Source organism: Desertivirga brevis (assembly GCF_017355835.1).
Map to the genome: position 1 here is coordinate 1,638,855 of NZ_JAFEWF010000001.1, position 25,014 is coordinate 1,663,868.

The 25,014-nt window shown below is 39.2% G+C and carries 21 protein-coding genes; 18 read left to right on the plus strand and 3 right to left on the minus strand.

All coding sequences use genetic code 11. The features are described from left to right. Nucleotides 1–2: 2 nt before the first annotated feature. The 5 genes from J4N25_RS07240 (at nucleotide 3) to J4N25_RS07260 (ending at nucleotide 3,646) form a co-directional block, all read left to right on the plus strand. Nucleotides 3–338, plus strand: a complete 336-nt coding sequence (locus J4N25_RS07240; RefSeq protein WP_207421469.1) for a MerR family transcriptional regulator — start codon at nucleotides 3–5, stop codon at nucleotides 336–338. Nucleotides 339–348: 10 nt separating this feature from the next. Continuing rightward, nucleotides 349–1,227 carry a diacylglycerol/lipid kinase family protein gene (locus tag J4N25_RS27110; RefSeq protein ID WP_207421470.1) on the plus strand — a complete coding sequence of 293 codons (879 nt, stop codon included), beginning with the start codon at nucleotides 349–351 and terminating at the stop codon, nucleotides 1,225–1,227. A gap of 184 nt (nucleotides 1,228–1,411) precedes the next feature. Then, complete coding sequence (locus tag J4N25_RS07250) at nucleotides 1,412–2,206, plus strand: SDR family NAD(P)-dependent oxidoreductase (protein WP_207421471.1); 795 nt, start codon at nucleotides 1,412–1,414, stop codon at nucleotides 2,204–2,206. Between the two features lie 23 nt (nucleotides 2,207–2,229). Then, complete coding sequence (locus tag J4N25_RS07255; protein ID WP_207421472.1) at nucleotides 2,230–2,463, plus strand: hypothetical protein; 234 nt, start codon at nucleotides 2,230–2,232, stop codon at nucleotides 2,461–2,463. 10 nt (nucleotides 2,464–2,473) lie between these two features. Continuing rightward, the gene (locus J4N25_RS07260) at nucleotides 2,474–3,646 is read left to right on the plus strand and encodes a baeRF7 domain-containing protein (RefSeq protein ID WP_207421473.1); all 1,173 of its coding nucleotides are present in this window, start codon (nucleotides 2,474–2,476) and stop codon (nucleotides 3,644–3,646) included. A gap of 83 nt (nucleotides 3,647–3,729) precedes the next feature. Here J4N25_RS07260 and J4N25_RS07265 read toward each other — a convergent pair whose 3' ends face one another. Beyond that, a complete protein-coding gene (locus J4N25_RS07265; RefSeq protein WP_207421474.1) occupies nucleotides 3,730–6,165 on the minus strand; it encodes a glycosyl hydrolase family 28-related protein in 2,436 nt (811 codons plus the stop codon). Nucleotides 6,166–6,680: 515 nt separating this feature from the next. Between J4N25_RS07265 and J4N25_RS07270 the strand changes: the two genes are divergently transcribed. The 13 genes from J4N25_RS07270 to J4N25_RS07330 all read left to right on the plus strand — a co-directional run bounded on the left by J4N25_RS07270 (nucleotide 6,681) and on the right by J4N25_RS07330 (nucleotide 22,227). Continuing rightward, nucleotides 6,681–7,451, plus strand: coding sequence for a polysaccharide biosynthesis/export family protein (locus tag J4N25_RS07270; protein WP_207421475.1), 771 nt, complete (start codon nucleotides 6,681–6,683; stop codon nucleotides 7,449–7,451). A gap of 26 nt (nucleotides 7,452–7,477) precedes the next feature. Next, nucleotides 7,478–9,832 (plus strand): GumC family protein, encoded by a 2,355-nt coding sequence (locus tag J4N25_RS07275; RefSeq protein ID WP_207421476.1) that lies wholly within the window; start codon nucleotides 7,478–7,480, stop codon nucleotides 9,830–9,832. Between the two features lie 108 nt (nucleotides 9,833–9,940). Then, nucleotides 9,941–11,293, plus strand: coding sequence for a flippase (locus J4N25_RS07280; protein ID WP_207421477.1), 1,353 nt, complete (start codon nucleotides 9,941–9,943; stop codon nucleotides 11,291–11,293). Between the two features lie 30 nt (nucleotides 11,294–11,323). Next, a complete protein-coding gene (locus tag J4N25_RS07285; RefSeq protein WP_207421478.1) occupies nucleotides 11,324–12,229 on the plus strand; it encodes a glycosyltransferase family 2 protein in 906 nt (301 codons plus the stop codon). Nucleotides 12,230–12,248: 19 nt separating this feature from the next. Then, nucleotides 12,249–13,220 (plus strand): hypothetical protein, encoded by a 972-nt coding sequence (locus tag J4N25_RS07290; RefSeq protein ID WP_207421479.1) that lies wholly within the window; start codon nucleotides 12,249–12,251, stop codon nucleotides 13,218–13,220. 53 nt (nucleotides 13,221–13,273) lie between these two features. Beyond that, nucleotides 13,274–14,545 carry an O-antigen ligase family protein gene (locus J4N25_RS07295; protein ID WP_207421480.1) on the plus strand — a complete coding sequence of 424 codons (1,272 nt, stop codon included), beginning with the start codon at nucleotides 13,274–13,276 and terminating at the stop codon, nucleotides 14,543–14,545. Between the two features lie 52 nt (nucleotides 14,546–14,597). Further along, nucleotides 14,598–15,674, plus strand: a complete 1,077-nt coding sequence (locus J4N25_RS07300; protein WP_207421481.1) for a hypothetical protein — start codon at nucleotides 14,598–14,600, stop codon at nucleotides 15,672–15,674. 121 nt (nucleotides 15,675–15,795) lie between these two features. Beyond that, nucleotides 15,796–16,650, plus strand: a complete 855-nt coding sequence (locus J4N25_RS07305; RefSeq protein ID WP_207421482.1) for a glycosyltransferase family 2 protein — start codon at nucleotides 15,796–15,798, stop codon at nucleotides 16,648–16,650. 6 nt (nucleotides 16,651–16,656) lie between these two features. Then, nucleotides 16,657–17,562: a glycosyltransferase family protein gene (locus J4N25_RS07310; RefSeq protein WP_207421483.1), complete on the plus strand. Its 906-nt coding sequence runs from the start codon at nucleotides 16,657–16,659 to the stop codon at nucleotides 17,560–17,562. Nucleotides 17,563–17,571: 9 nt separating this feature from the next. Beyond that, entirely contained in the window at nucleotides 17,572–18,537 is a 966-nt protein-coding gene (locus tag J4N25_RS07315) for a DUF6625 family protein (protein ID WP_207421484.1), read from the plus strand. Nucleotides 18,538–18,575: 38 nt separating this feature from the next. After that, nucleotides 18,576–19,781: a glycosyltransferase gene (locus tag J4N25_RS07320; RefSeq protein WP_207421485.1), complete on the plus strand. Its 1,206-nt coding sequence runs from the start codon at nucleotides 18,576–18,578 to the stop codon at nucleotides 19,779–19,781. A 43-nt stretch (nucleotides 19,782–19,824) separates the two neighbouring features. Next, nucleotides 19,825–20,571 (plus strand): WecB/TagA/CpsF family glycosyltransferase, encoded by a 747-nt coding sequence (locus J4N25_RS07325; protein WP_242695795.1) that lies wholly within the window; start codon nucleotides 19,825–19,827, stop codon nucleotides 20,569–20,571. A gap of 267 nt (nucleotides 20,572–20,838) precedes the next feature. Further along, on the plus strand, nucleotides 20,839–22,227 hold the full coding sequence (locus J4N25_RS07330) for an undecaprenyl-phosphate glucose phosphotransferase (RefSeq protein ID WP_207421486.1): 1,389 nt from the start codon (nucleotides 20,839–20,841) through the stop codon (nucleotides 22,225–22,227). Here J4N25_RS07330 and J4N25_RS26910 read toward each other — a convergent pair. Beyond that, nucleotides 22,224–22,346: a hypothetical protein gene (locus J4N25_RS26910; RefSeq protein WP_255537083.1), complete on the minus strand. Its 123-nt coding sequence runs from the start codon at nucleotides 22,344–22,346 to the stop codon at nucleotides 22,224–22,226. The genes J4N25_RS07330 and J4N25_RS26910 overlap by 4 nt on opposite strands. 346 nt (nucleotides 22,347–22,692) lie before the next feature. After that, entirely contained in the window at nucleotides 22,693–24,993 is a 2,301-nt protein-coding gene (locus tag J4N25_RS07335; RefSeq protein WP_207421487.1) for a T9SS type A sorting domain-containing protein, read from the minus strand. Nucleotides 24,994–25,014 lie beyond the last annotated feature (21 nt).

The window sequence follows — 25,014 nt, forward strand, 5'->3', positions numbered from 1 at the left end:
ATATGCCGTATAAAGAACGTGAAATCAACAAGCTCTACTACACCATGGGTGAAGTAACTGAAATGTTTAATGTAAACGCTTCACAAATACGTTTTTACGAACGGGAGTTCGACATCATTCAACCTAAGAAAAACAAAAAAGGCAACCGGCTTTTTTCACCAGAAGACGTAGAGAATCTTAAAATAATCTTCAACCTTGTAAAAGATAGGGGGTTTACATTGCAGGGGGCCAAAGACTATTTGAAAAATAATAAATCTGAAGTAAAAGAAAACCAAAAGATCATTGATTCGTTGGAACGCCTGAAACAGTTCCTTCTTGAGGTGAAGGAACAGCTGTAATCAATCAAAAGTGAAAGTACTCTTTGTCATTAATCCGAAATCAGGGAAAAAAGAAGGGGGAAGTTTTGAGGCTGTAATTTCAGAAAAATCACGGCAAATGAACTTTCAATTTCTTATCCATCGCCTACATCAGGATATTAATGAGCAAGAGATATTAGACGAAGTAAATGAATATCAACCGGATATTATAGCTGCAGCTGGAGGGGATGGTACAGTGAACTTCTTGGCTAAGCTCCTGATAAATCAGCCCATTCCACTTTTGATTGTTCCCCTTGGCTCTGCAAATGGAATGGCTAAAGAGCTTGGGATACCAAACGTTGATTTTTCATTAAACCTTATAAATAAAGGAATCAAGCGAAGTATAGATATCCTGAGTATCAACCAGAAACTTTGCATTCATCTGGCAGACGTGGGTTTAAATGCGCGGGTAGTAAAACGTTTTGAGAATGATAGCCGACGGGGGATCATGACTTATGCACGCCATCTTTTCAATGAAATCTTCCTGATTAAAAAATACCGGTTTTATATCTCTTTGGATGATGAAAAGGATATAATAAGGAAAGCCGTCTCCGTAACTTTTGCTAATGCCTCTAAATATGGTACCGGGGCAGTGATTAACCCTTTAGGCAAAGTTGATGACGGACAATTTGAACTTGTCATAATAAAACCCTTCCCGCGTATAAAATTACTTTCTATAGCATGGAAGATGTTCAGCGGCAAACTGAACACCTCAGAGTATGCAGAAGTATTAACCTGTAAAAAAGCAAAAATCCGAACCGCAAAGCGCACGACCCTTCAAATCGATGGTGAAGTTATAGGCAAACTGAAGGATTTTGATATTGAGATTCAGCCTAATGCTCTACCCGTAATTGTTCCTGAAGGCTTTTAAAACCATCCCCCTCACTCTTTAACCTAATGAATGCGCTTTTCTTTAAAGTCAAGGGGCTTCAATTATCTCACATTTTAAAAAACTCTTTAATAATTCCCGAGTTAAAAAAATAATAACGACCTCTTATTCAAGCTACTTATGAAGTAAGATTTCTACCTGAATTAATTTTTTATAATTACTATCTATGAAATCAACCAACAAAACAGCTCTTATAACCGGCGCTTCTAATGGTATTGGTTATGAGTTGACAAAGCTTTTTGCAGGAGATGGGAACAACCTGGTTCTGGTTGCGCGCAATGAAGCAAGGCTAAATGAGGTAGCACGTGAGATCCAAAACAAGTATGCCAGCTTAAAGGTGCATGTTATTGCGAAAGACCTGTCTATCGATGGAGCTGCTGAGGACGTATATAATGAAACCCGGAATTTAGGCATAGAAGTCAATTATCTGGTGAATGACGCAGGAATAGGACAGCGTGGGTTATTCTGGGAAACAGATTTTGAAAAAGACAAAGAAATTATTCATCTCAACATTATTTCTTTAGTACACCTTACAAAACTATATTTAAAAGATATGGTAGCGAGAAACGAAGGAAAGATCCTTCAGCTTGCCTCGATTGCTGCCTATCAACCTACTCCCCTGTTAGCGGTATACGCAGCTAGCAAGGCCTTTGTGCTTTCTTTCGGCGATGCGCTGATCAACGAACTAAAAGACACAAACATCACTGTAACATCCTTAATACCAGGACCTACAGAAACAGATTTCTTCAACAAAGCCGACGCAGAACATACTGTTGCCGCTCACAACGCAGACGATGCGGCCAAAGTAGCAAAAGAAGGATACGAAGGCTTTTTAAAAGGTGAACACCATGTAGCTGCAACAGCTATGGTAGGTGTTCAGGCTGCCATGAGTACTGTAATGCCCAATGAGGCTGTTACAAAAATGGCACGAAAATATATGGAAGAAGATAAATCAAAATAATTAAACAAATCACATCTAATATTATGGGAAAAGATAAGAACGGATCATTCCATCCGGCCAAAGGCAGGCCAACTGGTTCTCCGAAAGAAAGCACAGGTTTAAGAGATGCATTTGCTGTTACTGATTTAGAGAAAGACAATGAACTGGCTGAAAAGTACCTTGATGGTCCAGACGAGCCGGCTGCAAATGTAAATGTCCGTCATATTAACAGACATACGGATAAAGGCGAAGATAATGATGTGAACAGACAAGATTAGAAGTCAATTTATGGAGATAATAACTAAAGAGGAATTTACGACGCTCGGCAATTATCAGGCTGATAATTGTGTAAGCATATACATTCCGACACACAGTTCCGGAATTGCAGTGAACGAACGATACGACCAGATCGTTTTTAAAAATAACTTACAGCGAGCTAAAGTAGAGCTCACAGCTAAAGGACTTGACAACAGGCAGGTTGATGCCATCCTTACCCCTGGATTTGAACTTCTGAAGAACGAAGAGTTCTGGAATTTCCAGTCAGAAGGTTTAGCGGTCTTTTTAGCCGATGGATATTTTAAAGTCTACCAGTTACCTCTGTCGGTGAAGGAAGAACTATTGGTAAACAGCTCATTCCTATTAAACCAGTTACTGCCGGTGATGGAACGCAGACATCGTTTCTATCTGCTTGTATTAAGCAAACAGGACTGTAAGTTTTACGAAGCCGACCAGTTTGAAATGAAAAAGCTGGAAGTAGAAGGACTGCCCTATGGCATGGACGATGTTGTACCCTTTGAACTAAAAGAGAGACGACAAACCCATCGCAGGGCGGGAGCAGGAGCGGGAGAACGTGCCGTTGTTGGAGCAAATTTTCATGGTCACGGTACCGGCCTTTCCGATGAAGACGAATACTTGATCCAATACTTGAAAGAGGTCGATAACACGCTTTGGACAGAAGTGCTGCACAACCAACATGTTCCTTTGGTTATTGCTGCAGTCGATTACGAAATCGGGCTGTATAAACAAATTACTAATTACAAACATATTTCGGATGTGGCCATGCAGGGCAACTACCAGCACGAAGAACGTCATAGCCTGTATTTAAAAGTAAGAGAAAAAATGGCTCCCTATTTCAGAGAGTACTGTAATAAGGCGCTGAAAAACTTTTACGATAATACTACTACCCGGCTTTCTTTCACAACACCTGAAGATATCATACCAGCAGCATTTTACGCGCAGATATCCGATCTGTTTGTGGAGAAAGGCCAACACATCTGGGGTACTTTTGATGAAAAAGACAACAAACTTGTTATCCATCCCCAGAAACAGGAGAATGATGAATGTTTGATTAATAAGGCAATTTTCAAAACGATCATCAATGGCGGAGAGGTACATATGCTCGACAGAGAAAAAATGCCGGCTCAAAGCCCTCTTGCTGCCTTTTTAAGGTTTGCTATTTAAATTATTCAAGGCGTAAACTACATTTCACAAGAAAAGCCGTACAGAATTTCTGCACGGCTTTTCTTATTTCAATTGATAATAGCTTAATTTACTGCAATTGGAGTCATTGAAACACTGTAGCTTACTATTTTATTTGCAAGCTCATTTATGTTTCCATTGACAACAATATTTGAGAAGGTATTAGTGATCATACCTAACCAAGTATATCCTGCTTTCCAGTTATTGTTACTGATATAGATATTCTTACTACCTGCCAGAGCTTGTGCACGTACGCAGTGAGCATTAGTATAAACTGTATTACCAGAAACAGTAATGTCGGAAACTACACGGGTTGCATTGTAAGTACCAAGAACGATCGCTGAGGAGTTACCTGTAGACAATCTTGTATCCACTATATTATCAGTGATCTTAACATTGTTAAGATTATAGCCTCCGCCGCCCAATTGAATACCTCCGGTATTTGCTCCTTTAGTTTTAACCGTGTTATTGGCTATTGTCACCATTGTTGCATCTTCACCTATACCTCCTGAGATGGCAATACTACCAGCTGAGATCGTATTATAGGTCATTGTATTATAAGGACCAAAAATCTCTAATCCACTTCTGTGATTACCAACACCTCCGTTCATAACATTCTTGGTGATCGTCGTATATCTGAAATATCCAGAGATTCCGTTTCCTCCAAGGTTATTAGGATCATTGAAAGTGTTATTGGCAATAGTTGCATTTCTAACATAGGCAGCAGCACATTCAATCGCAAACTGAATACCATGCGTATTATTGAACGTATTTCCCGAAATGTTTACATTGATATTGTCCTGGCTCTGTAACTGGAAGGCGGGAGAATTATTGTTTTGCAATCCCCAGCGTGTAAATTGATTGCCTGTAGCAGTTACCTCTTTTGTACCTCTTAACTCAACTGCACTACGACCAGCATCAGTGAATTTACAATTGATCAAGCTAAGATTAGTTACCTGGTAAGCGTTTAAGCCCTTTACTGTTAATGTACCGGCATCACGGCTTCCTGAGAAAGATACGTTTTCAAAGTATACTGTCTTTACATTGTCTGTTACGAACATTGCAACTAACTGCCCACCAGTATTTCCAGCAAAATTTGCGTTTAACTTAATATTCTTAATCTTAATATTACTCTTCTGAGTAGGAACCCTGAAAACTCTTCTACCAGACGCTGTACCATTACTTAAAAAGATCTCAGTACTTTCACCCTGTCCTTCTATTGATGCATTTGAAGGAATGATTATCTCATCAGAGATTAGGAATTTACCTGCAGGTAATACTAAGGTTTGTCCCTTTGAAGCAAATGAATTGATCAGGTTTTGGAGAACAGTACGATTATTAGTTGATCCGTCACCATTCAAACCAAATGCATTTGGTGCTAACGTACCTGTAACAGTAGTTGCATCAGGAACAACTGGTGCAGGCGCCTCTACAGGTGCCGGAACAATCGGAGTAGTTGTTGCTGGAGTGGTAGTTGTGCCTCCTGTTGAACCTGCACTTACCTTTTCAGTATATGGATAAATACTTACAGAAAAATTATTTGGGGTAATTATATTATCAGTTCCGGTTAAATTGATACCACCATTTTTAACATTCAAGCTACCTCCAAAATTATTGTTGATAACGGTTGATGAATTAAAGGCTCCGATAACACCATTTCCTCCAATATTTTTAGCGTCGTTGAAGATATTTCCTTCAATTTTAGCCCCTGTCACTACCGCAGCTGTTGACTGGATGGCACCCAGACTACCAATGCTGTTGATAAATGTATTGCCTGAAATACTAACATTGCTATTATCCTGACTTGTCAGCGCAATTGCAGGAGACAAAGCGCCCTGTCCCGCCCAGTTCTCGAAGTAGTTACCTTTAATAACAACATCTTTAGCTCCCCGGATCTCAAGATCGGAACGACCTCCCTGGGCAAACCAACAGTTAATAAAAGAAAGTCCAACTACAGGATACGCATTCATTCCCTTTACCTCTGCAGACCCGCCATCGCGGCTACCAATAAAAGTTACGCCCTCGGCATAAATTCCGCTTGTATTATCTGTAACATACAGTGCCGCTAGTCTTGATCCTGTATTTTGACCCTGATTGGCATTTAAGCGAATATTCTTGATCTTAATATTAGAGGTTCTGGTAGGAACTCTGAAAACATTTCTATTTGAAGTTGAGCCACCTGTTAGAACAATCTCTGTTCCATCCCCGGCTCCTTCAATAGAGGTATTGGAGGGTAAAATGATCTCGTCTGAGATACGGAATTTTCCTTGCGGCAAAATCAGCACTTCATTTTTCGAAGCTGCAGCATTCACAAGGCTCTGAAGTTGCGTTCTGGAATCGGTTAAGCCATCCCCATCTAATGATATACCGTTCACAGAAACAACACCTACTTTTCCTGGTATTTCAAACTCTTGTTCCTCAATAGGATTGATATTGTCTTTCTTACAAGCAAAGAAGCTCAGGGCGGTAAAGACTAAAAGCCCGCGATAAAACCTTTTCATAAAAACTCATTCACACTTGCACTCCTTTACGAATTGATTCAGTGGAGGTTACAACTTTGTTAAAGGAGGAAATAATTTCTAAACTCAGTTAAAAATGAAAATAATATCGTGCCAAAATTTTAAAAGGTTACACAAAAGCCTTAATTTAAGCCCTTTAAAGCCTTTTCACTGTATGATGTTTAGAAAAACTGTAGAAAAAGTCACCAACATTGGAAAACAATTAAGCCTGTTTGAACATTTATTCATCATCAAAAATTTGAAAAATTAAAAAATTGATAGGTTAAATATGATCTGGAAGGCTTTTTTATTTTTTCATAAAACAATTCCTTCGATTAGGAATTATATATCCAAGAGTTCGTTTTAGTATTAATAATATCAAAAAAAATAATATTAAAATGAATTTTTATAAATAATAACAAAAAACAGGCTTTGTGGCCACTATTTACTATGAAAAACTCGGTAACGCAGTCCTTACCCCTGCTTATCCGGGCTTTACCTGAAAAACAAATTGGAAAATGAAAAAAAACGTACTATTATTAAACTTCATTGTTTTATTGATGATCTTGAGCTCTTGCGGTTCGTACAGAAAAACTGCTTACTTCCAGGATTTGCAGAACAAAGCCAGCAAGGAATCGATCACCAATTTCACTCCTATTATTATTCAACCAGAAGACATCCTTGGAATTAATGTTAGCAGTTTAAATCCTGAAGCTTCTGCAATCTTCAATTACAATTTAAATACTGTAACGGGAACTAATCAAAATAACCCTAACAATCCTGTAATAGGTTATTTGGTTGACCGCAAGGGCGAAATACAGTTGCCACTGGTAGGCAACTTTAAAGTATCTGGTCTAACAACTTCCCAGGTGAGAGATAATCTGCGAAAAGAACTATTGAAATACTTAAAGGAACCAGTAGTCAACATCCGGCTTATCAACTTCAAAGTATCAGTAATGGGTGATGTTGCCCGCCCTGGAGTTTATCAGGTACAAAATGAACGCCTTACCCTTCCCGAAGCAATAAGTATGGCAGGAGATTTAAATATCACTGCTCTTAGGAACAATATCACCCTGATCCGTGAAACAAACGGAACCCGGGAATTCCTTCCGGTTGATTTGACCTCAAAAGACTTATTTAATTCACCATATTACTACTTAAAAAGCAACGACGTAATTTACGTACAACCTGGAAAAAACAAATACGCGAGTGTTGACAACAGTTACCGGACATTAAGTCTATTGCTTTCAGCGTTATCGATCGCAGTTATAGTATTAACTCGAAACTAACGAAACACAAAATTTATCTTACCCCTATGAAAACTGAAAAAATCTTACTTTCTCCTGTAAGTGGTCGCCATGATGAAAATGATTCGTGGAGTTTAAAAGATGCAGTTGCCAAATACGTGTACCATTGGCCGTTATTCCTATTATGTCTTGTGCTGTCTATAACAGCGGCATATTTATACTTGCAATACAACCAGCCAAAGTACACTGTAAAAGCTAAACTGCTTATTAAAGACGAAAAAGAGAACGGCAATTCTCAAACGGCATTGAAAGATATGTTGATGCCTTATCAGAGCGGAAAAAACGTCGAAGATGAAATAGAGATCATAGAGTCGCGTGAGCTGATGAGTCAGGTGGTTGACAAATTGCAGCTGTGGGCTAATTATCAGGTACCTGGCAAACTGTTCGACGATGAGATCTATTCTACTACGCCAGTTAAGTTTAACATCGTGAAACCAACAGGTTTGCTTACAAAATCAACTTTCGAGATTTTGATTAAGGATCAGAACCAGTTTGAACTTGTAGGCGATGACGGTAACTCCAAAACCTTCTCCTTCAACAACACATTGAGGAACAACTTTGGATCATGGAGACTACAAAAAACACCAGATTTTGATGATTACATAGGTAAAACGATCAGAATCACTGTTGAAGATCCTGAAATTGTAACCAGCAGATACCTGGCGGCTGTATCTACATTCCAAATGAATAAAAAAGCTTCCGTGGTGGAGCTAAGCATGAAAGATAAGGATGTGAAGAGAGGAAAAGATATTCTTAATAACTTAATAACAGCATATAACAACTCTGCTCAGGATGAGAAGAAACAGATGTCTGCTGATGAACTTAAGTTTATTGACGATCGTCTTGCATCCTTAAAGAAGGAACTCTACTCTGTTGAGAAAGATGTAGAAGGCTTTAGAAGCAGTAAAGGATTAACGGATATTTCTTCTGAATCAAAATTATATCTGGAAAGCGTTAAAGATAACGACGCCAATTTAAGTGAGGTAAACGTTCAGTTGAATATCATCAGCGGTATAGAGCGTTATTTGGCTACGAATAATCCTAATGGAGCTCCTTCTACTATAGGTGTTTCTGATCCTAATCTAACTTCATTGATAAATAGTCTCGCAGAGCTTCAATTAAAGCGCCAGCAATTACTTGCTACCACGCCTGAAGGAAACCCTGTATTCGCTACTATTGATAACCAAATCTCTAGCACTAAGGCTGCAATCAGAGAAAATGTTAGAACAATGAAAAACTCATTAGCTTCTACACGTAATCAATTGCAGGCAAACAATAGTAGATTTATGTCGAGCATAAAAGAGTTACCTAGTGATGAGCGCCAGTTAGTTAGCATAAAGCGTCAGCAGAGTATCAAAGAAAATCTATATGTTTACCTTTTACAAAAAAGAGAAGAAGCTGCGCTTGGTTCAAGTTCAAAACTAGCATTCAGCAAAACAGTTGACGAAGCGTATGTAGATGGAACTGAGAGACCATTAGCTTATACCTTCGCTCTTCTTGCAGGTCTTCTTGTACCTACAGGATTACTATTTGGCCGCAGATTGCTGAACAACCGTGTTACCTCAGTAAAAGATATCGAGATGCTTACAAATGTACCGGTATCAACAGAACTCTTCTACGAAGAATCCGATTCTCCGATCGTTATCCAACCTAAGAGCGGATATATTGTAGGAGAACAATTCAGATCACTGCGAACTGATCTCCAGTACCTGCATAATAAGAAAGACCGCGGTCGTGTTACCTTGATCACTTCAAGTATCGCAAGCGAAGGAAAAAGCTTTGTAACCAGTAACCTGGGTGTAACACTTGCTGCTTCAGGTAGAAAAACAATAATTCTTGAGCTTGATATGCGTAAGCCTAAGATCTCTCAAAACTTTAGCATGGATCAGCAAAAAGGATTGAGCGACTTCCTACAAGGTCGTGCGAGCAAGCAAGAGATTATTAAGCCCTCTGAGTTCCATGCAGGTCTTTCAATTATCCCTACAGGTAGCATCCCTGATAATCCATCAGAATTATTAGAACAAGTAGAACTGGATGAACTGATTAGCTGGTTAAGGACGGAATATGATGACATCCTTATAGATACTCCTCCAATTTACTTGGTAACAGATGCTTTAGTACTTTCAAGATTGACCGATGCAGCCCTTTACCTGGTTAGACAGAATTATACTTACAAGGTGCATTTGGAATTCATTGAGCAATTGCATAAAGATAACAAAATGCCTAAGATGAAAATCGTATTCAACGGTGTTCAGATGAAAGGCGAGCACAGATATGGTTATGGCTACTACGTAGATGGACAGAAAAACTCATTGAAATCTGTAATGAAAGACATGTCCCGTCGCTTAGCTATAAGTAACTAATTAGTTGAAGTTTTAAGATCAGCCTTACAATTGTAAGAGACCGGCAGGCAGATACTCAAAGATCTGCCTGCTTAAGCTGGTCACTTGCTTTACTAAAAACATCTTCCAATGTCCTCAACGAATACAAAGCCTGTAACGAGCTTGATGAAGAATTTTTTCTCATTAAGTCTGGTACAATTTGCTAACAACTTCCTTCCGCTACTAACAATGCCTGTTATTGCCCGGATTATCGGCCCAGATAAGTTTGGGGTGATAAATTTTTCGGCAGCAATAGTAACATACTTCAGCTTGTTAATCAACTACGGCTTCGACCTTACCGCAACCCGCGCTATCGCTCAAAGCCGTGATAATGCAGAAGAAAGAAGCCGAATTTTCAGCAACATCCTCTTTGCAAAGATGTTCCTGCTGGGACTTTCTCTGATTATATTTATTGTAACACTATATACGGTGCCTCAGATGGCAGCAGATAAAAAGCTGTTCATCTTTACTTACATCGCTTGTTTCTCTCTGGTTATCACGCCTAACTGGCTCTACCAGGGGATGCAGGAATTGCATCAAATGGCCATATTCAACTTTATTTCAAAGTTAATATTCACCATTTCCCTGCTTGTTTTTATCAAGCAGCGCGAAGATTACATTCTTCAGCCACTGCTTACCAGCTTGTCGCAAATAGTGGTTGGAGTTGGATCATTCATTTGGGCTGTAAGAAAATACCAGATTAAGATACATCCGGTTAGTCTAGGCAAAGTTTTCGATCTGCTTTGGAAAGAGAAGATGATCTTCTTTTCGATGATCGTTGTAACACTGTATACAACTACAAATACCATCATCCTGGGTTTCGTTCAAACTAATAAAGACGTAGCCTTTTATACCGCGGGCTGGAAGTTGATTATGATCATTCAAACCTTTGTATCTCTTCCCTTGCGCCTGTCGCTATTTCCCTTTATAGGGGAAAGTTTTGGTCGCAGCCAAACAGAAGGAGTCGCCAAGGTAAAGCAAATAACACCTTTCATAACGATTTTCACTACCGTTGCAGGAATCGGGATCTGGGTACTGGCACCATGGTTAATTGAATTACTTTATGGCTCAGAATTCAGGCAGGCTACAATTGTACTACGTATCCTTTGCTTTGTTCCAATGATCCTGGCTTTGGGTGATCTGTTTGGTATCCAAACGATGATCAATTTGAAGATGGATAAGGCATTCTTTAGGATAACCCTTTTTGGTTCTGTGATCGGTTTGATCCTGAATTACTCCCTATCAAAACAGATGGGAGCTGAAGGTACCTCCTATGCATGGCTGCTCACAGAGATTTTTATCACCACAACCATGGGGGTGTACCTGTACTTTAAAGAAATTTACCTGATTGATATCAACTACTTCAAATACAAGTATCTGATGGAAGTAGTAAGGCCGTTTTATTACGTACTGAAACAAAAAGTATATAAAGGCACAACATAAGGATACTGTTTAACTTATATCGGACTACCTATGAAAACTATTGCAGCTGTTGTTGTAACTTATAATCGTTTAGCATTACTTAAAGATTGTATTGAATCATTAAGACGCCAAACAAAAAAATTAGACGCCATTTTTGTAATAAATAATAGCAGTACTGACGGTACTAAAGATTGGCTTGACACTCAAACTGATCTTCATGTAGTACATCAGGAAAACGGAGGAGGTGCATTAGGGTTCTATCGCGGCATGAAGGAAGCCTACAATAAAGGCTTCGATTGGATCTGGATGATGGACGATGACGTTGAGCCATTAACTACTTGTCTTGCAGAAATGCTTGAAGCTAATGCAGAAGCAGGAAATGTATACGACGTTCTGCAACCCGACAGAAAATTCTTCAATTCTGATTCAGAGTGGAGATATGGTTCTGAATTCAACTTCAGCAATCCTTTCAAGCCAGAAGCAATTAAGCCGATCAAATCGTCTGACTTTAAAAATGAACGGATTAGAAAAATTGTTTCCTTCCCTTTTGAGGGCCCAATGTTCTCAAGGCAAGTTATTGAAAAAGTTGGCTTTGCAGACAAGCGCTACTTCATTCTATACGACGATACGGATTATTCGGCAAGGGTTTTTAAAGCTGGATTTAAAGTCGGATTTGCCCGTAATGCCGTAATGATCAAAAAGATTAATAACCCTGCCATGGGTATTAATGTAGACTGGAAACTATACTACCAGATCCGCAACCAGATCATCCTGGACAGGAAACACGGTTCACCTTACATCACCGTGTCAAGAGCAATTGTAAGTAATGTAAAAAGAGTTCTGGCCGTAGTTAAGCTATCTGTAAAAAAAAAGACGTTTTCCGATTTCCCTAAAAATGTTTCGGCAATCGCCAAAGCGATGTCCGACGGCTTTAAGTTTGAACTGGCAGAGCAATAACGTTGAAAGAAGGATTAACATGAGCTCATTAAATGTACCAGCAATATATGCTTTAAAAATAGCCAGAAAGGCTTATGGCAAGCTTTTCGATGGCGCAAAATTTACTAACGTAAAAAGTTTTTCACCTGATCAGTACGCTAGTACTCTTATAGAAGAAGGCTTACGGGGCGATAAGCCGTTTATGGTAGGCCGCCTCGGAGCGGTAGAACTTTCAAGCATAGCTAATTACTACAGCGTAAAGAACCACAGGAATAACTTCCTGGGCTATATAAAAGGCGATTCAGAGGCTTTCTGGTGGGATAATAACACCTTGCAGAACATGAGCAATAATGCAGGTTTCTTCCCCTCTACTCCTCAGAACCTGGAAAAATTTGCGAAACTGATGCTTGATGATATGTCCCAGCTGGATATCCTGGGATCCTGGTTATGGCAGGAAAAGCTTTTCGATAACTATCTGTCGCATGCTAAAAAAATAAGTCTGTTCGATCTTGAACCATATAATCATACCAATCCTTGGAGCTATGCTCTTGAAGGACGTACAGTTTTAGTGGTTCATCCCTTTGTAGACAGTATCAGACAACAATATACCAGGCGTGAGCTGCTTTTCCCCAATCCTAAAGTATTACCTCACTTTGAGCTGAAAACGATAAGAGCTATCCAATCTATTGCCAATAACTACACTGGCTTTAAAGATTGGTTCGAAGCGCTGAATTACATGAAAGATCAGATCTCTAATACAGAGTTCGATGTTGCTATAATTGGATGTGGAGCCTATGGTTTCCCACTCGCTGCACATGTAAAGAGAATGGGAAAAAAGGCAGTGCATTTAGGCGGAGCCACCCAGACATTATTCGGCGTTAAAGGCAAACGTTGGGAAGAGCAAAAAGAGCATCAAATAGTTGCCCAGATGATGAACGAACACTGGATCCGTCCACTCAGTTCAGAAACCCCGGAAGGGATTCAAAAAGTTGAAGGCGGGTGTTACTGGTAAAAACAAACGATTTAATTAATTGATTATAAGATATATCTCTAAACTATTTACCCTTGAGAGCGTCAGTAAAACTTTTTAATTATAAAATATATCTCAAAGAATTTTTAACGATATTCTTCTGTTACTTTTTCTTTGAGCAAAGCCTTTCCTGGATATTTACTCAAAATGCTCAGCTTAATAATGTTACAGTGAAAGGTATCAGCATAGGAATCTTTGCTTATATCTTAACTCAGATTAAGGAGCTTAAGACAAGTGAGAAACTATTCGTGGGAATATTCACAGTTCTGATCATAAAGCTTATATCAGAGTCGCTTTTACAATACCGGTCTGTATTTGTACACTTCCAGATCTTTTATGTGATCTTTCCGGTAGTTTATACCATTTTCATCAAACATATTTTAAGGAAATGGCAGGCAAACATCCTTGAATTTGCAGCAGGATTTTACCTCCTGATATACTTTGTATTCATGGCTCTATTTGGGCATGACTTTTCATTCAGCCTTAATGAAACAGCGAATACCACTGGTCCTTTTTCAGGCGACACCCGTGTACTTCATGCGCAGTCGGTATATATGATGATCATCCCTTTTCTGTGGTATCTGAATAAGTTTATTACGACCAAAAAAGGAGGCGACTTCTTTCTGTTCCTACTTTGCTTTGTCATCATTCTAATACACAACCACCGTTCTGTATGGAGCTCAGCAATTTTCGCAGTACTAATTTACTTTATGGTATTGATCAGGAATAGTAAGAGTTCGATGGGTGGAGTTACTACATTTTTCGCAATCATTATATCTCTGACACTATTTTCTCTAACCATAGTATCAAGTGTTGCTCCCGAGATCCTTGGAAACTTTGCAGATCGTTTTAGCGAAATATTAAATCCTGGAAAAGAGGGAAGTACAGGTGGATTCCGTCTTGAACAAGCGGCCATCTATATGGCCTACATACTTGAAAAACCATTTTTCGGATGGGGATTTGAAGGCTTCGAGCTGGATAACCCTTATGTCGACTGGTGGGAAAGCGGTACTGGTCACCACTTCCACCATGGCTATATCGAGATCTTGTTCTACCACGGAATTGTGGGTCTATTGCTCAAATACTCGTTTTTGGTGTACATTTTGTATAAGGCATTTAGCAAGAAATTAAATAAAGAATCAATCATTCTGGTTCCTTTCTGCATCAGCGGTTTTCTTTTCTCCTTCAACTACACATTGCCTCTGGTTTTTTGGGGCCATGTAGGGATGTGCCTGTATTACCTGGAGAAGTTACCGCTATATTATTATGTGGAAGAGAGCGATGAATTGATTCTGAAAGAAGATTAAGTATTCCTATTGACTGTAATTAAAAAGAATATTAACTGTAAAATTATTAATTATGAACCACATCTGTACCTGGCTATGTGCGGATAAAAAAGGCGAGGAAAGTGTATTCCCTCAGTCCGGTCAAAAATCATCCAGTCAAGGCCATCAAAACATTTACTGGAGATGCCTGATCGTATTTTTTATCACAAGTAAACGTTTTAATAAAAGAGAAAAACATGTTCTCTTTACTAACGTAAGTCATCTCCCTGAAATTGATGGGAAGCAAGTTAGTGATATATTGCGTGACCTGGAGGTCGAAATCGTATATACGGACTTTAAATATAAAACTCCTAAGGGGTACCACGGGTGTTTCCAGAATCAGTTCTACGAATTTTCTATCTTGGAGCATATTGCTCAAACTAATAATAATCCTGAGGACAAATATCTTATACTGGATTCGGATTGCTTATTTATCAAACCTGCTTTTCGTTTGTTCCAGGAAGCAGAAAAAAATGGATTTATCTCATTTGAAATAGATAGTCCTGCCGACTACGTTATCAACGGATTAAGCAGAAGGCAAATGCAGAAGGTATTCAGCGAGCTTTTAGAAGAAGAAGTGCCAGAGGTACCTTCATATCACCTTGGAGAGTTCCTGCTGTGCAGTGTTGGAAATATTAAAAAGATTTATCAGGATTTTCTGGAACTATGGCCAAAACTTTTACAAAGACATGCTTTAGGCTTAGATAAGTTGAATGAGGAGGCTCACACCTTAAGCTACCTTTATTACAAAAACAACTTGCATCCAAGCAAAAACAATATTTTCATTAAACGGATCTGGACGAATCCATTGTTCTACCGAAATGTAAGTACTACAGATGTTAACTTAACGATCTGGCACCTTCCAGCTGAGAAGACCTTTGGTTTTGCAAAACTATATGAGCTGTTCGTTTTAAGATCAGACAACTACGGCCGCTCCATTTTCAATTACGAGTACCAGGAGATTGTGCAGGAGGCAATGACGGTTCCATACCTGCCGGTGGTGCGTAAATTCAATTACTACACTATCAGCTGTTATAAAGCATTCATGAAAAAGGTAAGAAATTTTAACCTTAAGAACGTAAGGCTTCGAACGTTGCCGAATCCGGCATAATCCATCTACACCCTATATCTGCCTATGAACAACATGTGCGGCAGAAATTCCGCACATGTTTGTTTCGTCGCTATTAGTTAACCGGATCTGCCTGAGTTGATCCACCAAATGAAACAATACGATGAAAAAACGAATTGCTGTTCTATTAACAACTTTCAACAGAAAGCAAAAAACACTCAACTGCTTAAAAAGCCTGTATAGTCAAAAGCTTCCTGAAAATACTTCTATAGAAGTTCATCTTACTGATGATGGCTCATCAGATCGTACAGGCGCTGCCGTTGAGTTCTACTATCCGGAAGTAAACGTGTACTATGGCTCGGGAAATCTTTTCTGGGCTGGCGGGATGCGTAACTCCTGGAGAAAGGCGCTGGCAGGAGATTACGACTACTATCTCTTATTAAATGATGATACTGCACTTAAAGACAATGCCTTGGAGCAATTGTTAAAATACAACTTAAGTGCAGAAGCAAAAAGCGAAGCGAAAGCAATTTGCGTAGGAGCTACCTGCAATGAGGAAGGTAAACTTACCTATGGAGGAAAAAAGCTCAAGTCTAAGTTTTTTCTGAAAAGCCAGCCAGTGCACAGTCAGAATGAATTTGTTGAATGTGATCTTGGTAATGCCAATATCATGCTTGTTCCGAAAGAAGTGGTAAATGCTATTGGCATTCTATCAGACACCTTTACCCACGGCATAGCCGATTATGACTATACGTTAAAAGCTAAAAGGGCTGGATTCAAGGTCCTTACTGCTCCCGGATTCCTTGGCGTATGCATTCATGACCATGGAAATAATTGGAAATCTGCGAATGTGCCTCTCAAGGAAAGAATACAGTACCTTATGAGTCCTAAAGGATTGGCTTACCATGAGTATTTAGCCTTTATAAAGGATCATTTCCCTTTATCCTACCCGGGAACATTCTGCAAGCTTTGGTTAAAAACATTCTTCCCTTTAATATGGAGCACTTTTAAAAAATAAAGCAATATGACCTCTACTTACCCTGTAATAATATTTTGCTTTAAAAGACTTGACCATCTTAAACAAACAATTGAATGTTTAAAGGAGAATTATCTAGCTCCCGAGACTGATCTATATATTTTTTCGGATGCAGCACGGTATCACGAAGAATACCAGGAAGTTGATAACGTGCGGAAATATTTAAGATCGGTAACAGGTTTTAAAAGCGTCACGATTAAAGAGGCGCCTAAAAACAAAGGACTTGCAAAATCAATCATCAGCGGAGTTACAGAAGTGCTCAACCTGCACGATGCCGCTATCGTTTTGGAAGATGATCTTTTAACAAGCAAAAACTTCCTGAATTTTATGAACCAAAGCCTGGTTCATTATCAAAATAATTTAAAGGTATTTTCGGTTGCAGGATACACCTTCCCTATCCGCACAACTGATGATTTCCAATACGATAATTACTTTACCCTGCGTGGCTCCTCATGGGGTTGGGGCACCTGGAAAAACCGCTGGGAGACAGTCGACTGGGATGTGAGCGACTGGAAAGAGTTTTCTAACGACAAAGCAGCACAAAGGGAATTCAACAGAATGGGTAGTGATCTTTCAGGCATGCTGGCTAAACAGATGGAGGGAAAGATTAGCTCCTGGGCCATCAGATGGTGTTACCATCAATTCAAAACGAGCACATATACCGTTTTTCCAACAGTTTCTAAAATTCAGAACATCGGCTTTGGATCTGCCGCTACTCATACAAGCGCAGTGATGCAATCAAGATTTGCAACCGTGCTGGATACCTCGGGTAAAACTAATTTCAGCTTTAATGACAAGGTAACGTTACAGCCCGACATCATTAAGCAATTCATAAACAGATACAGCGTTTTAACTCGCCTTAAATACAAGGCGATGGGATATATATTTAAATAACACACACCTATGAAACAAGCGGCAATCATTACTATTTGGTTTGGTAAACTTCCTGCCTACTTTCCTTTATGGGTACGCTCATTGAAGGCTAATGAAAATTTTGACTTCCTCCTCTATACAGATCAAATTGTAAGCTTAAACAATTTACCTGCAAACTTAAAGGTACATAGCATTACATTCACTGAACTCAAGAACCATATATCGAAAACTTTAGGCCTGAAGGCAGCAGCTGATGCACCTTACAAACTATGCGACTTCAGACCTGCATACGGTGAAATTTTTGCTGAGGAATTAAAAGACTACGAATTCTGGGGCCACTGTGATATCGACTTGATGTTCGGCAAGCTCGAGAACTTTATAACAAGGGATATATTACTATTGAACAGGAAAGTGTTTAACAGAGGACACCTTACCCTTTTTCGAAACGAGGCATCTGTAAATAGTCTCTACCGTTCATCAAAGAACATTGATTATAAGATGATCTTCGAGTCGCCTGAGTATTACATGTTTGATGAATGGCATGGCATTCACAAAGTATTCAAAGAATACGGTATAGAACAATATCATAATGAATGCATTGCGGATATTGAAGCTAACGCAGCCAGGTTTGTTTGTACTAAGATCGAGAATTATAAGAAGCAGCTCTTTATCTGGGAAGACGGACTTGTAAAACAGTACTATCTTAAAGATGGAGAGTTACATCACCGCGAGCTTGCCTATATTCATTTCCAGAAAAGAAAGCTCCAGGTTTCAACGCAAAAGGTATTTACAAGCAAGTCGGTTATCTTCACACCGTTCAGCTTCGTTCCTTTTGATGGCGAAGTCACACCGGCATTGATAAGGAAATTCGACAAAGGAAATTATAATCACTACCTGAAACGTCAATCTGACCGGATTCTCAAAAAATTGAATTTGCTCTCTCCTGGCCCTGTCATTTTCAATCAGACCCTAAAATCAATTGAAATGAGTGCATAATTATAAATAGGATTTTTAACTGTAACTGTAATTAAAAATTGAAAATACTACTTATACACACCTCATATGCAGAAAGAGGAGGAGAAGATTCTGTTTTCTCAAATGAAGTGGACCTACTCTCTGAAGTAGCTGAGGTAGACACTTTAACGTTCACTAATACGGGTTCTACCCTGAACGTTATAAAAAAATTCCTCCTTGCTCCCTGGAATTTCGAGGCAAGCGCAAGACTTAGAAAGAAGGTAAAGGAATTTAAGCCTGATGTGATACATATTCATAACTGGCATTTCGCAGCATCTCCTGCGATTATCCGGGCAGCTAAGGGAATGAACATACCTGTGGTTATGACTTTACATAACTATCGCCTCCTATGTCCATCTGCTAATTTGTTTTTCAACGGACAAATCTTCACAGATAGCTTGAAGAAGGGCTTTCCATGGAAAGCAGTGTTCAAAAAGGTTTATAGAAACTCTGCAGTACAAACATTTTGGCTTTCCTTTGTTCTGCAACTGCACAGAAGTATTGGCACCTGGCGAAAGGTTGACCAGTATATTGCGCTAACCGATTTTGGAAAAGGTCTTTTCCTGAACTCTCCACTGCGGCTTAACCAGGATCAGGTGGTTACAAAGGGAAACTTTGTTTCGGATAATGGCTATGCTCTGGAGGGTCGCGAAAAACATTTTCTATACGTCGGCCGTCTGACGAAGGATAAAGGCATAGAGGTACTCCTTGAAGCTTTTTCTAAAGTAGATGCTCACTTGAAGATCATAGGAGACGGACCTTTGAAAGAAAAGGTTTTGGCTGCCGTAAAGGATAATCCAAGGATAAAGTACGAAGGACTTAAAAAGCATTCCGAGATCAGTGTGGAAATGAAAAGAGCGACGGCCCTTATTTTCCCTTCCGTATGGTATGAAGGAATGCCCATGACTATTCTGGAAGCGTTCTCTTCCGCAACTCCTGTAATCGCAAGTGACCTTGGAGCAATGAAGAGCCTGATCACAGATTGCTACAATGGACTACTATTTGATGCAGGAAGTGACCCTTCGTTAAAACTAGCATTAGAAAAATGGCAACGACTAGATCAAGGTGAGAAAGAAAGTTACAGGCTTAACGCAAGAAGGACGTTTGAACAACATTATACCCCAGAACGCAACCTTAATTCCATACTTTCTATTTACAAAAAAACAATAGATCAAACCTATAATTTAAATAATTGTAATAATATAAAGCAATTGGCACTAAAATAGCTTGTTTGCTTTAACATCTACATCAATATCTACATCTACAACTATGAATTATGATACTTTGACCTATGGAAATACTCAAGTCCTTGAGTTTCCAGTCTACAACATGGGACTGGAACAATTGGATCTGAGCCGGAAAACGCTCATCAATACCATCAATCAATACTCATACATCGTTACGCAGAAAGATCTCGCATTTAAGAAGGCTTTAATGGAGTCGGATGTTCTTCTGCCCGACGGAGTAGGAATTGTATTTGCTTCACAGCTCCTTACAGGACAAAAAATAAAAAAAATAGCAGGAGCAGATATTCATAAATATCTTCTTGAGAAACTAGATGCTAAAGGAGGCAAATGCTTTTACCTGGGATCATCAGAGACAACACTTAGTAAGATCAAGGAGCATCTTAGTGAGGAATTCCCTTCAGTTAAGGTTGAGACTTACTCTCCACCATACAAGCCTGAATTTGATGAGGAAGACAACCAGCGGATGATTGAGGCAGTGAACAATTTTAATCCGGATGTCCTTTTTGTTGGAATGACTGCACCAAAGCAGGAAAAATGGGCACATGCTCATAAAGAAAAGTTGAATGCAAAAACCATCTGTTCAATCGGTGCGGTGTTTGACTTCTATGCAGGTACAGTGAACAGGCCTAAGCAGATCTGGATTAACCTGGGATTAGAATGGTTCATCAGATTGATAAATGAGCCCAAAAGAATGTGGAAAAGGTATCTTTACTATGGGCCTAAGTTTGTTTATGAACTGATAAACAAAAAAATTCAACAATTTCACTAAAATTTAACAAAAGAATTAAGAAAGTATCACTTTTAGTTATAAATTTGCAATAACAGAAAACAAAAAGTATATCTACCTGTACTTTAGTTATCTATCTACTTTGTACATCTATTTACAACTACAACTATGAAAAACAAATTTTTACCCAACAAAAACTCTGCGGAGGTTCCCGATTAATTGATTTAGAACGACATATTTCTCTTGCCGGTCTCAGGTTTTAACAGGCCCAAGAATCAGTCTTTTATTTATAATTTAATCTGGAACACTATGCAAAGCAGATATCTCTACTCATTACGTCTGCTGTTAGCAGGCTGTGACTTGATATTAATTAACGTGGCATTTCTGGCTGCTTTCTTTTTTGGAAACCATCTGGATAAGTCTTTACACTTCGATCAATATCGTTCATATCTAATTAACATCAATATTCTTTGGGCACTTAGCTCAAACATGCTTACTCTATACGCAAAGAATACGGTAACAAGCGTTGAAAAAGTTTACCGTGCTACCTGGAAGGCATTTTTCGCTCACCTGGTGTTTTGGTCACTTTACTTGTTCTTTTCTAAAGATCAAAACATATCCCGTGCATTTCTCGGATTGTTCTACGGATTTTTCTTCAGTGGACTTTTCGTGAGCCGCTTTTTTCTGGCACTAATTGAAAATGTGCTGATCAAGCACTTTAAGATCAGAAAGCCAGTGGCTGTAATGGGAAAAAACAAAACGAGTCTAAGACTGGCTGCATTCTTTGAGAAAAACAATCACTACGACTTTGAAGGCTTCCTTGATCAAGACGACTACATGTTCGTAGACGACCAGGGAGAATTACTACCCGCAGCCTGTGCTCAAATTAAAAAAGCTGCAGATAAGGGTATAAAGGAAGTTTATGTTTCTTTAACAGCTGATAAGATGTCAGAGGCGGGCAGCCTGCTTCAGGAGGCTGAAAGACAATGTGTACGCTTAAAGTTTGTACCTGACTTCAGTCAATCACTGGCCTCTCCGTTCTCAATCAACTACATGGGAGAATTTCCTGTGATCAGCTTGAGAAAAGAGCCATTGGAAGAAATGCACAATCGCTTTAGAAAGCGTCTTGCAGACATTCTATTCAGTTCTGCTGTGATCCTTTTTGTAATGAGCTGGCTGTATCCCATTTTAGCTATCATTATCAAGATACAGAGTCCGGGCCCGGTTCTTTTCAAGCAATTAAGAAGCGGCCGCAATAACGAAATGTTCTGGTGCTACAAATTCCGTAGCATGAAAATGAATAAAGACAGCGACAACAAACAGGCTACCAAGAATGATGACCGGGTTACTCCCATTGGTAGATTCTTAAGAAAGAGCAGTCTGGATGAATTCCCTCAGTTCTTCAACGTGTTACTTGGTGATATGACGATTGTAGGTCCTCGTCCACACATGCTGAAGCATACAGAACAATACCGTGCCATTATCGATAAATACATGGTAAGGCACTATCTGAAACCGGGTATTACAGGATGGGCACAGGTTAATGGATTCAGAGGTGAAACTTCTAACCTGGAACAAATGGAAAAAAGGGTTGAGCACGACATCTGGTACCTTGAAAACTGGTCAGCGATGCTTGATGTTAAAATAGTCTTTTTAACCATTTTTAACATGTTAAAAGGAGAAAAAGAAGCTTATTAAAAGTTCTCGTCATCGTTTTCTACAGGCTCTGCAACTAGTACAGTGTATGCCATATAGGCTAAGCTTAATAACAGAGCAAATAGAAGCCACATTAACACAGGTGATGATATAATGTACATAACAATCAGTTTTAATATCGTATACGCCTTGGCAAACTTCAGGTTACAACTATATGAAATTAGAACATCAAGTTGTTCACTTATAAAATAGCTTTGGTAAGTCAATTGAAATTTGATTTTACAATATTAAAAATTAAACTACAGAATATCAACCTGTTACAACTCAGATACTGATTTTTACAATAAATGCAATATAAAGAAACAAGGTAAAATATAATCTTAATATTGCTTAGATAATACTTCTATTTTCTCAACAGAAAACCTTCTTTATTTTCCAAGGGTAAGGTAAATAGAAAAAGGGAGTCCTTGTAAAAGAGGCTCCCTTTGTTTTTTATAGTTAGTTTTCCTACTTCTTCACGATGAATTTAGAAGATAAAAGCACTGCATCTGTAGCTTTGTCTCTCACCTCTATTAGGTAAACCCCTTCCTGTAGATCGGCAATGTTTTCCTGAACTTGTGAGGAAGCAGCAAACTTAGCCGACTTCAATTTCTTACCACTTAGGTCGAATATAGACAGACTAACAGCTTTTGAAGAAGGTAATTTTACCTTTACAACATCAGAAGCCGGATTAGGGAACACGTTTACATTTACTTCATTTGACAACGTGTAATCTAAAGAGATAACATTGCTAAAATCAGTTCTTCCGTCCGCATCAACGGATTTAAGACGATAATAATTCTGACTTAATATTGGAGATTCGTCAATCACAGAATAGGTTGCTTTACCCAGATCACTCACCTCTTTGATTTTCGCAAAACTTACTCCATCTATTGAACGCTCAACCTCGTAACGTACTACATTCTCTTCTGATTTAACATTCCATATCACCTTCGCACCATTCGCAACCTTCTCTGCCTTGAAAACAGCAAGCGCTACAGGCAATGTAGTAGCCTGACTAAATAGCAGACTCATTCGGTTGTTACCATACGAATCAGCTATAGTTGGGTCTATACTAAACTCGTAAGATGGATTGGCTTTTACATCAATTGTTTTATTTGTATAGGCATCTTTTAGATAAAGATTGTAACCCTGAACAGCAGAAAGGTCGGTAAAGTTAAGTTTAACCGGTCCGGCTGTTGGAGAATAAACATACAACTTCATTGATGCCACTTCATTTACCGGTGGCATCCGGTTAATCGTTAATCTTTTATCATCCGAAGACAAGCTTGCTAATGAAATACTACTTCCTCCTAAGAAAGTTGCATCGTCTGTAGTTGCTGTTGCTGATTCTCCATCTGCAAAAACTGCAACGGTTTCTTCCTTGTTCCAAGTATCCTGCAGGTTCATTCTTAAAAGCTTATATGCTACAGCAGAAACTTTGGAAGAACCAGATGTAGCGGATATTGCTGCTCCGTTTAACGATAGCTTTTCCTGACTACGGCTATACAAAAGACGAGCTATAGGAGTAGATTCTACAGATTTTGCACCCTCTGTAAAAGTTATCGAAGCACCGGTACCTGTTGCAAAAACATAGAACCCCTGCCCTGGAGCAATGATACGAAGATCTGTTCCCTCTGGGGCATTAACCGTTAAAGTTGGAGACTTACGATTATCATATATAGCAAAACCACCTCCTGGCTTAATAAAGCGAACATAGTCGGCAACATTAGTCTTTATTAATGAATTCCAATTGATATAAGCAGGATAAGGGTTGCCGACAAGATTTAAACCGTTTACCAGAGTTTCTCCCGGATTCGCGGTAAAAGAAAGATTTACCGTATAATTTCCCTGATTAATGGGGCCGTTCCATTGCATTAATGTAGTCTCTGGAATAGCAAAAGGCGCATTTGTTTTTGCAGAGGTGCTTGCTGTAGCCTGTGTATATCCAGACCTATCACCTCTATAATGCAAAATTACGCCACTTGCTGGAGATAGAGATTCATTAATATTTGCTATATTAGTGTAAGAGGAAGTAGCAGTTCCTGGCTCGTAATATTTTTGTAGTGTTACTGCTTCCGGAGCCCTTGCTCCTCCTAAATCGAAACCACCACCAGCCGGACCAGAAATAATTACGTAATCTTTCAATTGTGCATAACTTTTCTTTGCCAGGGCCGCATCGTTTATGGGAGTTGATACAAGCCTATTACCCCTCATTGTAAGATTTCCACCAGTGAAATAGGTTTGTACTTTTACATTTCCAGTAACAGAAGCCCCTGTAGGTATAGCAGCAACATTTGCGTTCGTAGTGGGTGTGGCAAGTAATGTTAAATTATCGTTTGCGTTTAATATGGCAGTTCCCTCCATTGTTAAAAGCCTTGATATTGTTGCCGCAGTATTTACAGTTTTTGTACCGCCGCCATTAGCGGTGAGCTTGTAAAAACTGGTACCATTAGTTCCACCCACCGTTTGGGCTCCAGAACCTCCTAAAATAATTGTTGCTCCTTCCCCACTAAATACAGTATTAGCAGCATTATTTGCCCAGTTCCCGGTAAGCTTTATCTGACCACCAGTCGAGGTATTCTTGATCACCCCACCGTTCTGGTTAGTAAAATCACCAGTAGTACCGTCTATATAAATATTAGAACTTGATCCGATAACGATATTTGCTCCATTGTTGACTAGCCCAACGGGGCCAGTTGGAGTTGTCTGGGCAAGACCCACCCCGGGGACAAATAGAGCAATAAGTAATTTATAGTGCTTAAGCATATTTGAAAGCGTATATTAAAC

Bases quoted from the DNA above. Each gene is read 5' to 3' on its own strand.
- J4N25_RS07240 (WP_207421469.1), top strand. From the start codon at position 3: ATGCCGTATAAAGAACGTGAAATCAACAAGCTCTACTACACCATGGGT.
- J4N25_RS07250 (WP_207421471.1), top strand. From the start codon at position 1,412: ATGAAATCAACCAACAAAACAGCTCTTATAACCGGCGCTTCTAATGGT.
- J4N25_RS07255 (WP_207421472.1), top strand. From the start codon at position 2,230: ATGGGAAAAGATAAGAACGGATCATTCCATCCGGCCAAAGGCAGGCCA.
- J4N25_RS07260 (WP_207421473.1), top strand. From the start codon at position 2,474: ATGGAGATAATAACTAAAGAGGAATTTACGACGCTCGGCAATTATCAG.
- J4N25_RS07265 (WP_207421474.1), bottom strand. From the start codon at position 6,165: ATGAAAAGGTTTTATCGCGGGCTTTTAGTCTTTACCGCCCTGAGCTTC.
- J4N25_RS07270 (WP_207421475.1), top strand. From the start codon at position 6,681: ATGAAAAAAAACGTACTATTATTAAACTTCATTGTTTTATTGATGATC.
- J4N25_RS07275 (WP_207421476.1), top strand. From the start codon at position 7,478: ATGAAAACTGAAAAAATCTTACTTTCTCCTGTAAGTGGTCGCCATGAT.
- J4N25_RS07280 (WP_207421477.1), top strand. From the start codon at position 9,941: ATGTCCTCAACGAATACAAAGCCTGTAACGAGCTTGATGAAGAATTTT.
- J4N25_RS07285 (WP_207421478.1), top strand. From the start codon at position 11,324: ATGAAAACTATTGCAGCTGTTGTTGTAACTTATAATCGTTTAGCATTA.
- J4N25_RS07290 (WP_207421479.1), top strand. From the start codon at position 12,249: ATGAGCTCATTAAATGTACCAGCAATATATGCTTTAAAAATAGCCAGA.
- J4N25_RS07300 (WP_207421481.1), top strand. From the start codon at position 14,598: ATGAACCACATCTGTACCTGGCTATGTGCGGATAAAAAAGGCGAGGAA.
- J4N25_RS07305 (WP_207421482.1), top strand. From the start codon at position 15,796: ATGAAAAAACGAATTGCTGTTCTATTAACAACTTTCAACAGAAAGCAA.
- J4N25_RS07310 (WP_207421483.1), top strand. From the start codon at position 16,657: ATGACCTCTACTTACCCTGTAATAATATTTTGCTTTAAAAGACTTGAC.
- J4N25_RS07315 (WP_207421484.1), top strand. From the start codon at position 17,572: ATGAAACAAGCGGCAATCATTACTATTTGGTTTGGTAAACTTCCTGCC.
- J4N25_RS07325 (WP_242695795.1), top strand. From the start codon at position 19,825: ATGAATTATGATACTTTGACCTATGGAAATACTCAAGTCCTTGAGTTT.
- J4N25_RS07330 (WP_207421486.1), top strand. From the start codon at position 20,839: ATGCAAAGCAGATATCTCTACTCATTACGTCTGCTGTTAGCAGGCTGT.
- J4N25_RS26910 (WP_255537083.1), bottom strand. From the start codon at position 22,346: ATGTACATTATATCATCACCTGTGTTAATGTGGCTTCTATTTGCTCTG.
- J4N25_RS07335 (WP_207421487.1), bottom strand. From the start codon at position 24,993: ATGCTTAAGCACTATAAATTACTTATTGCTCTATTTGTCCCCGGGGTG.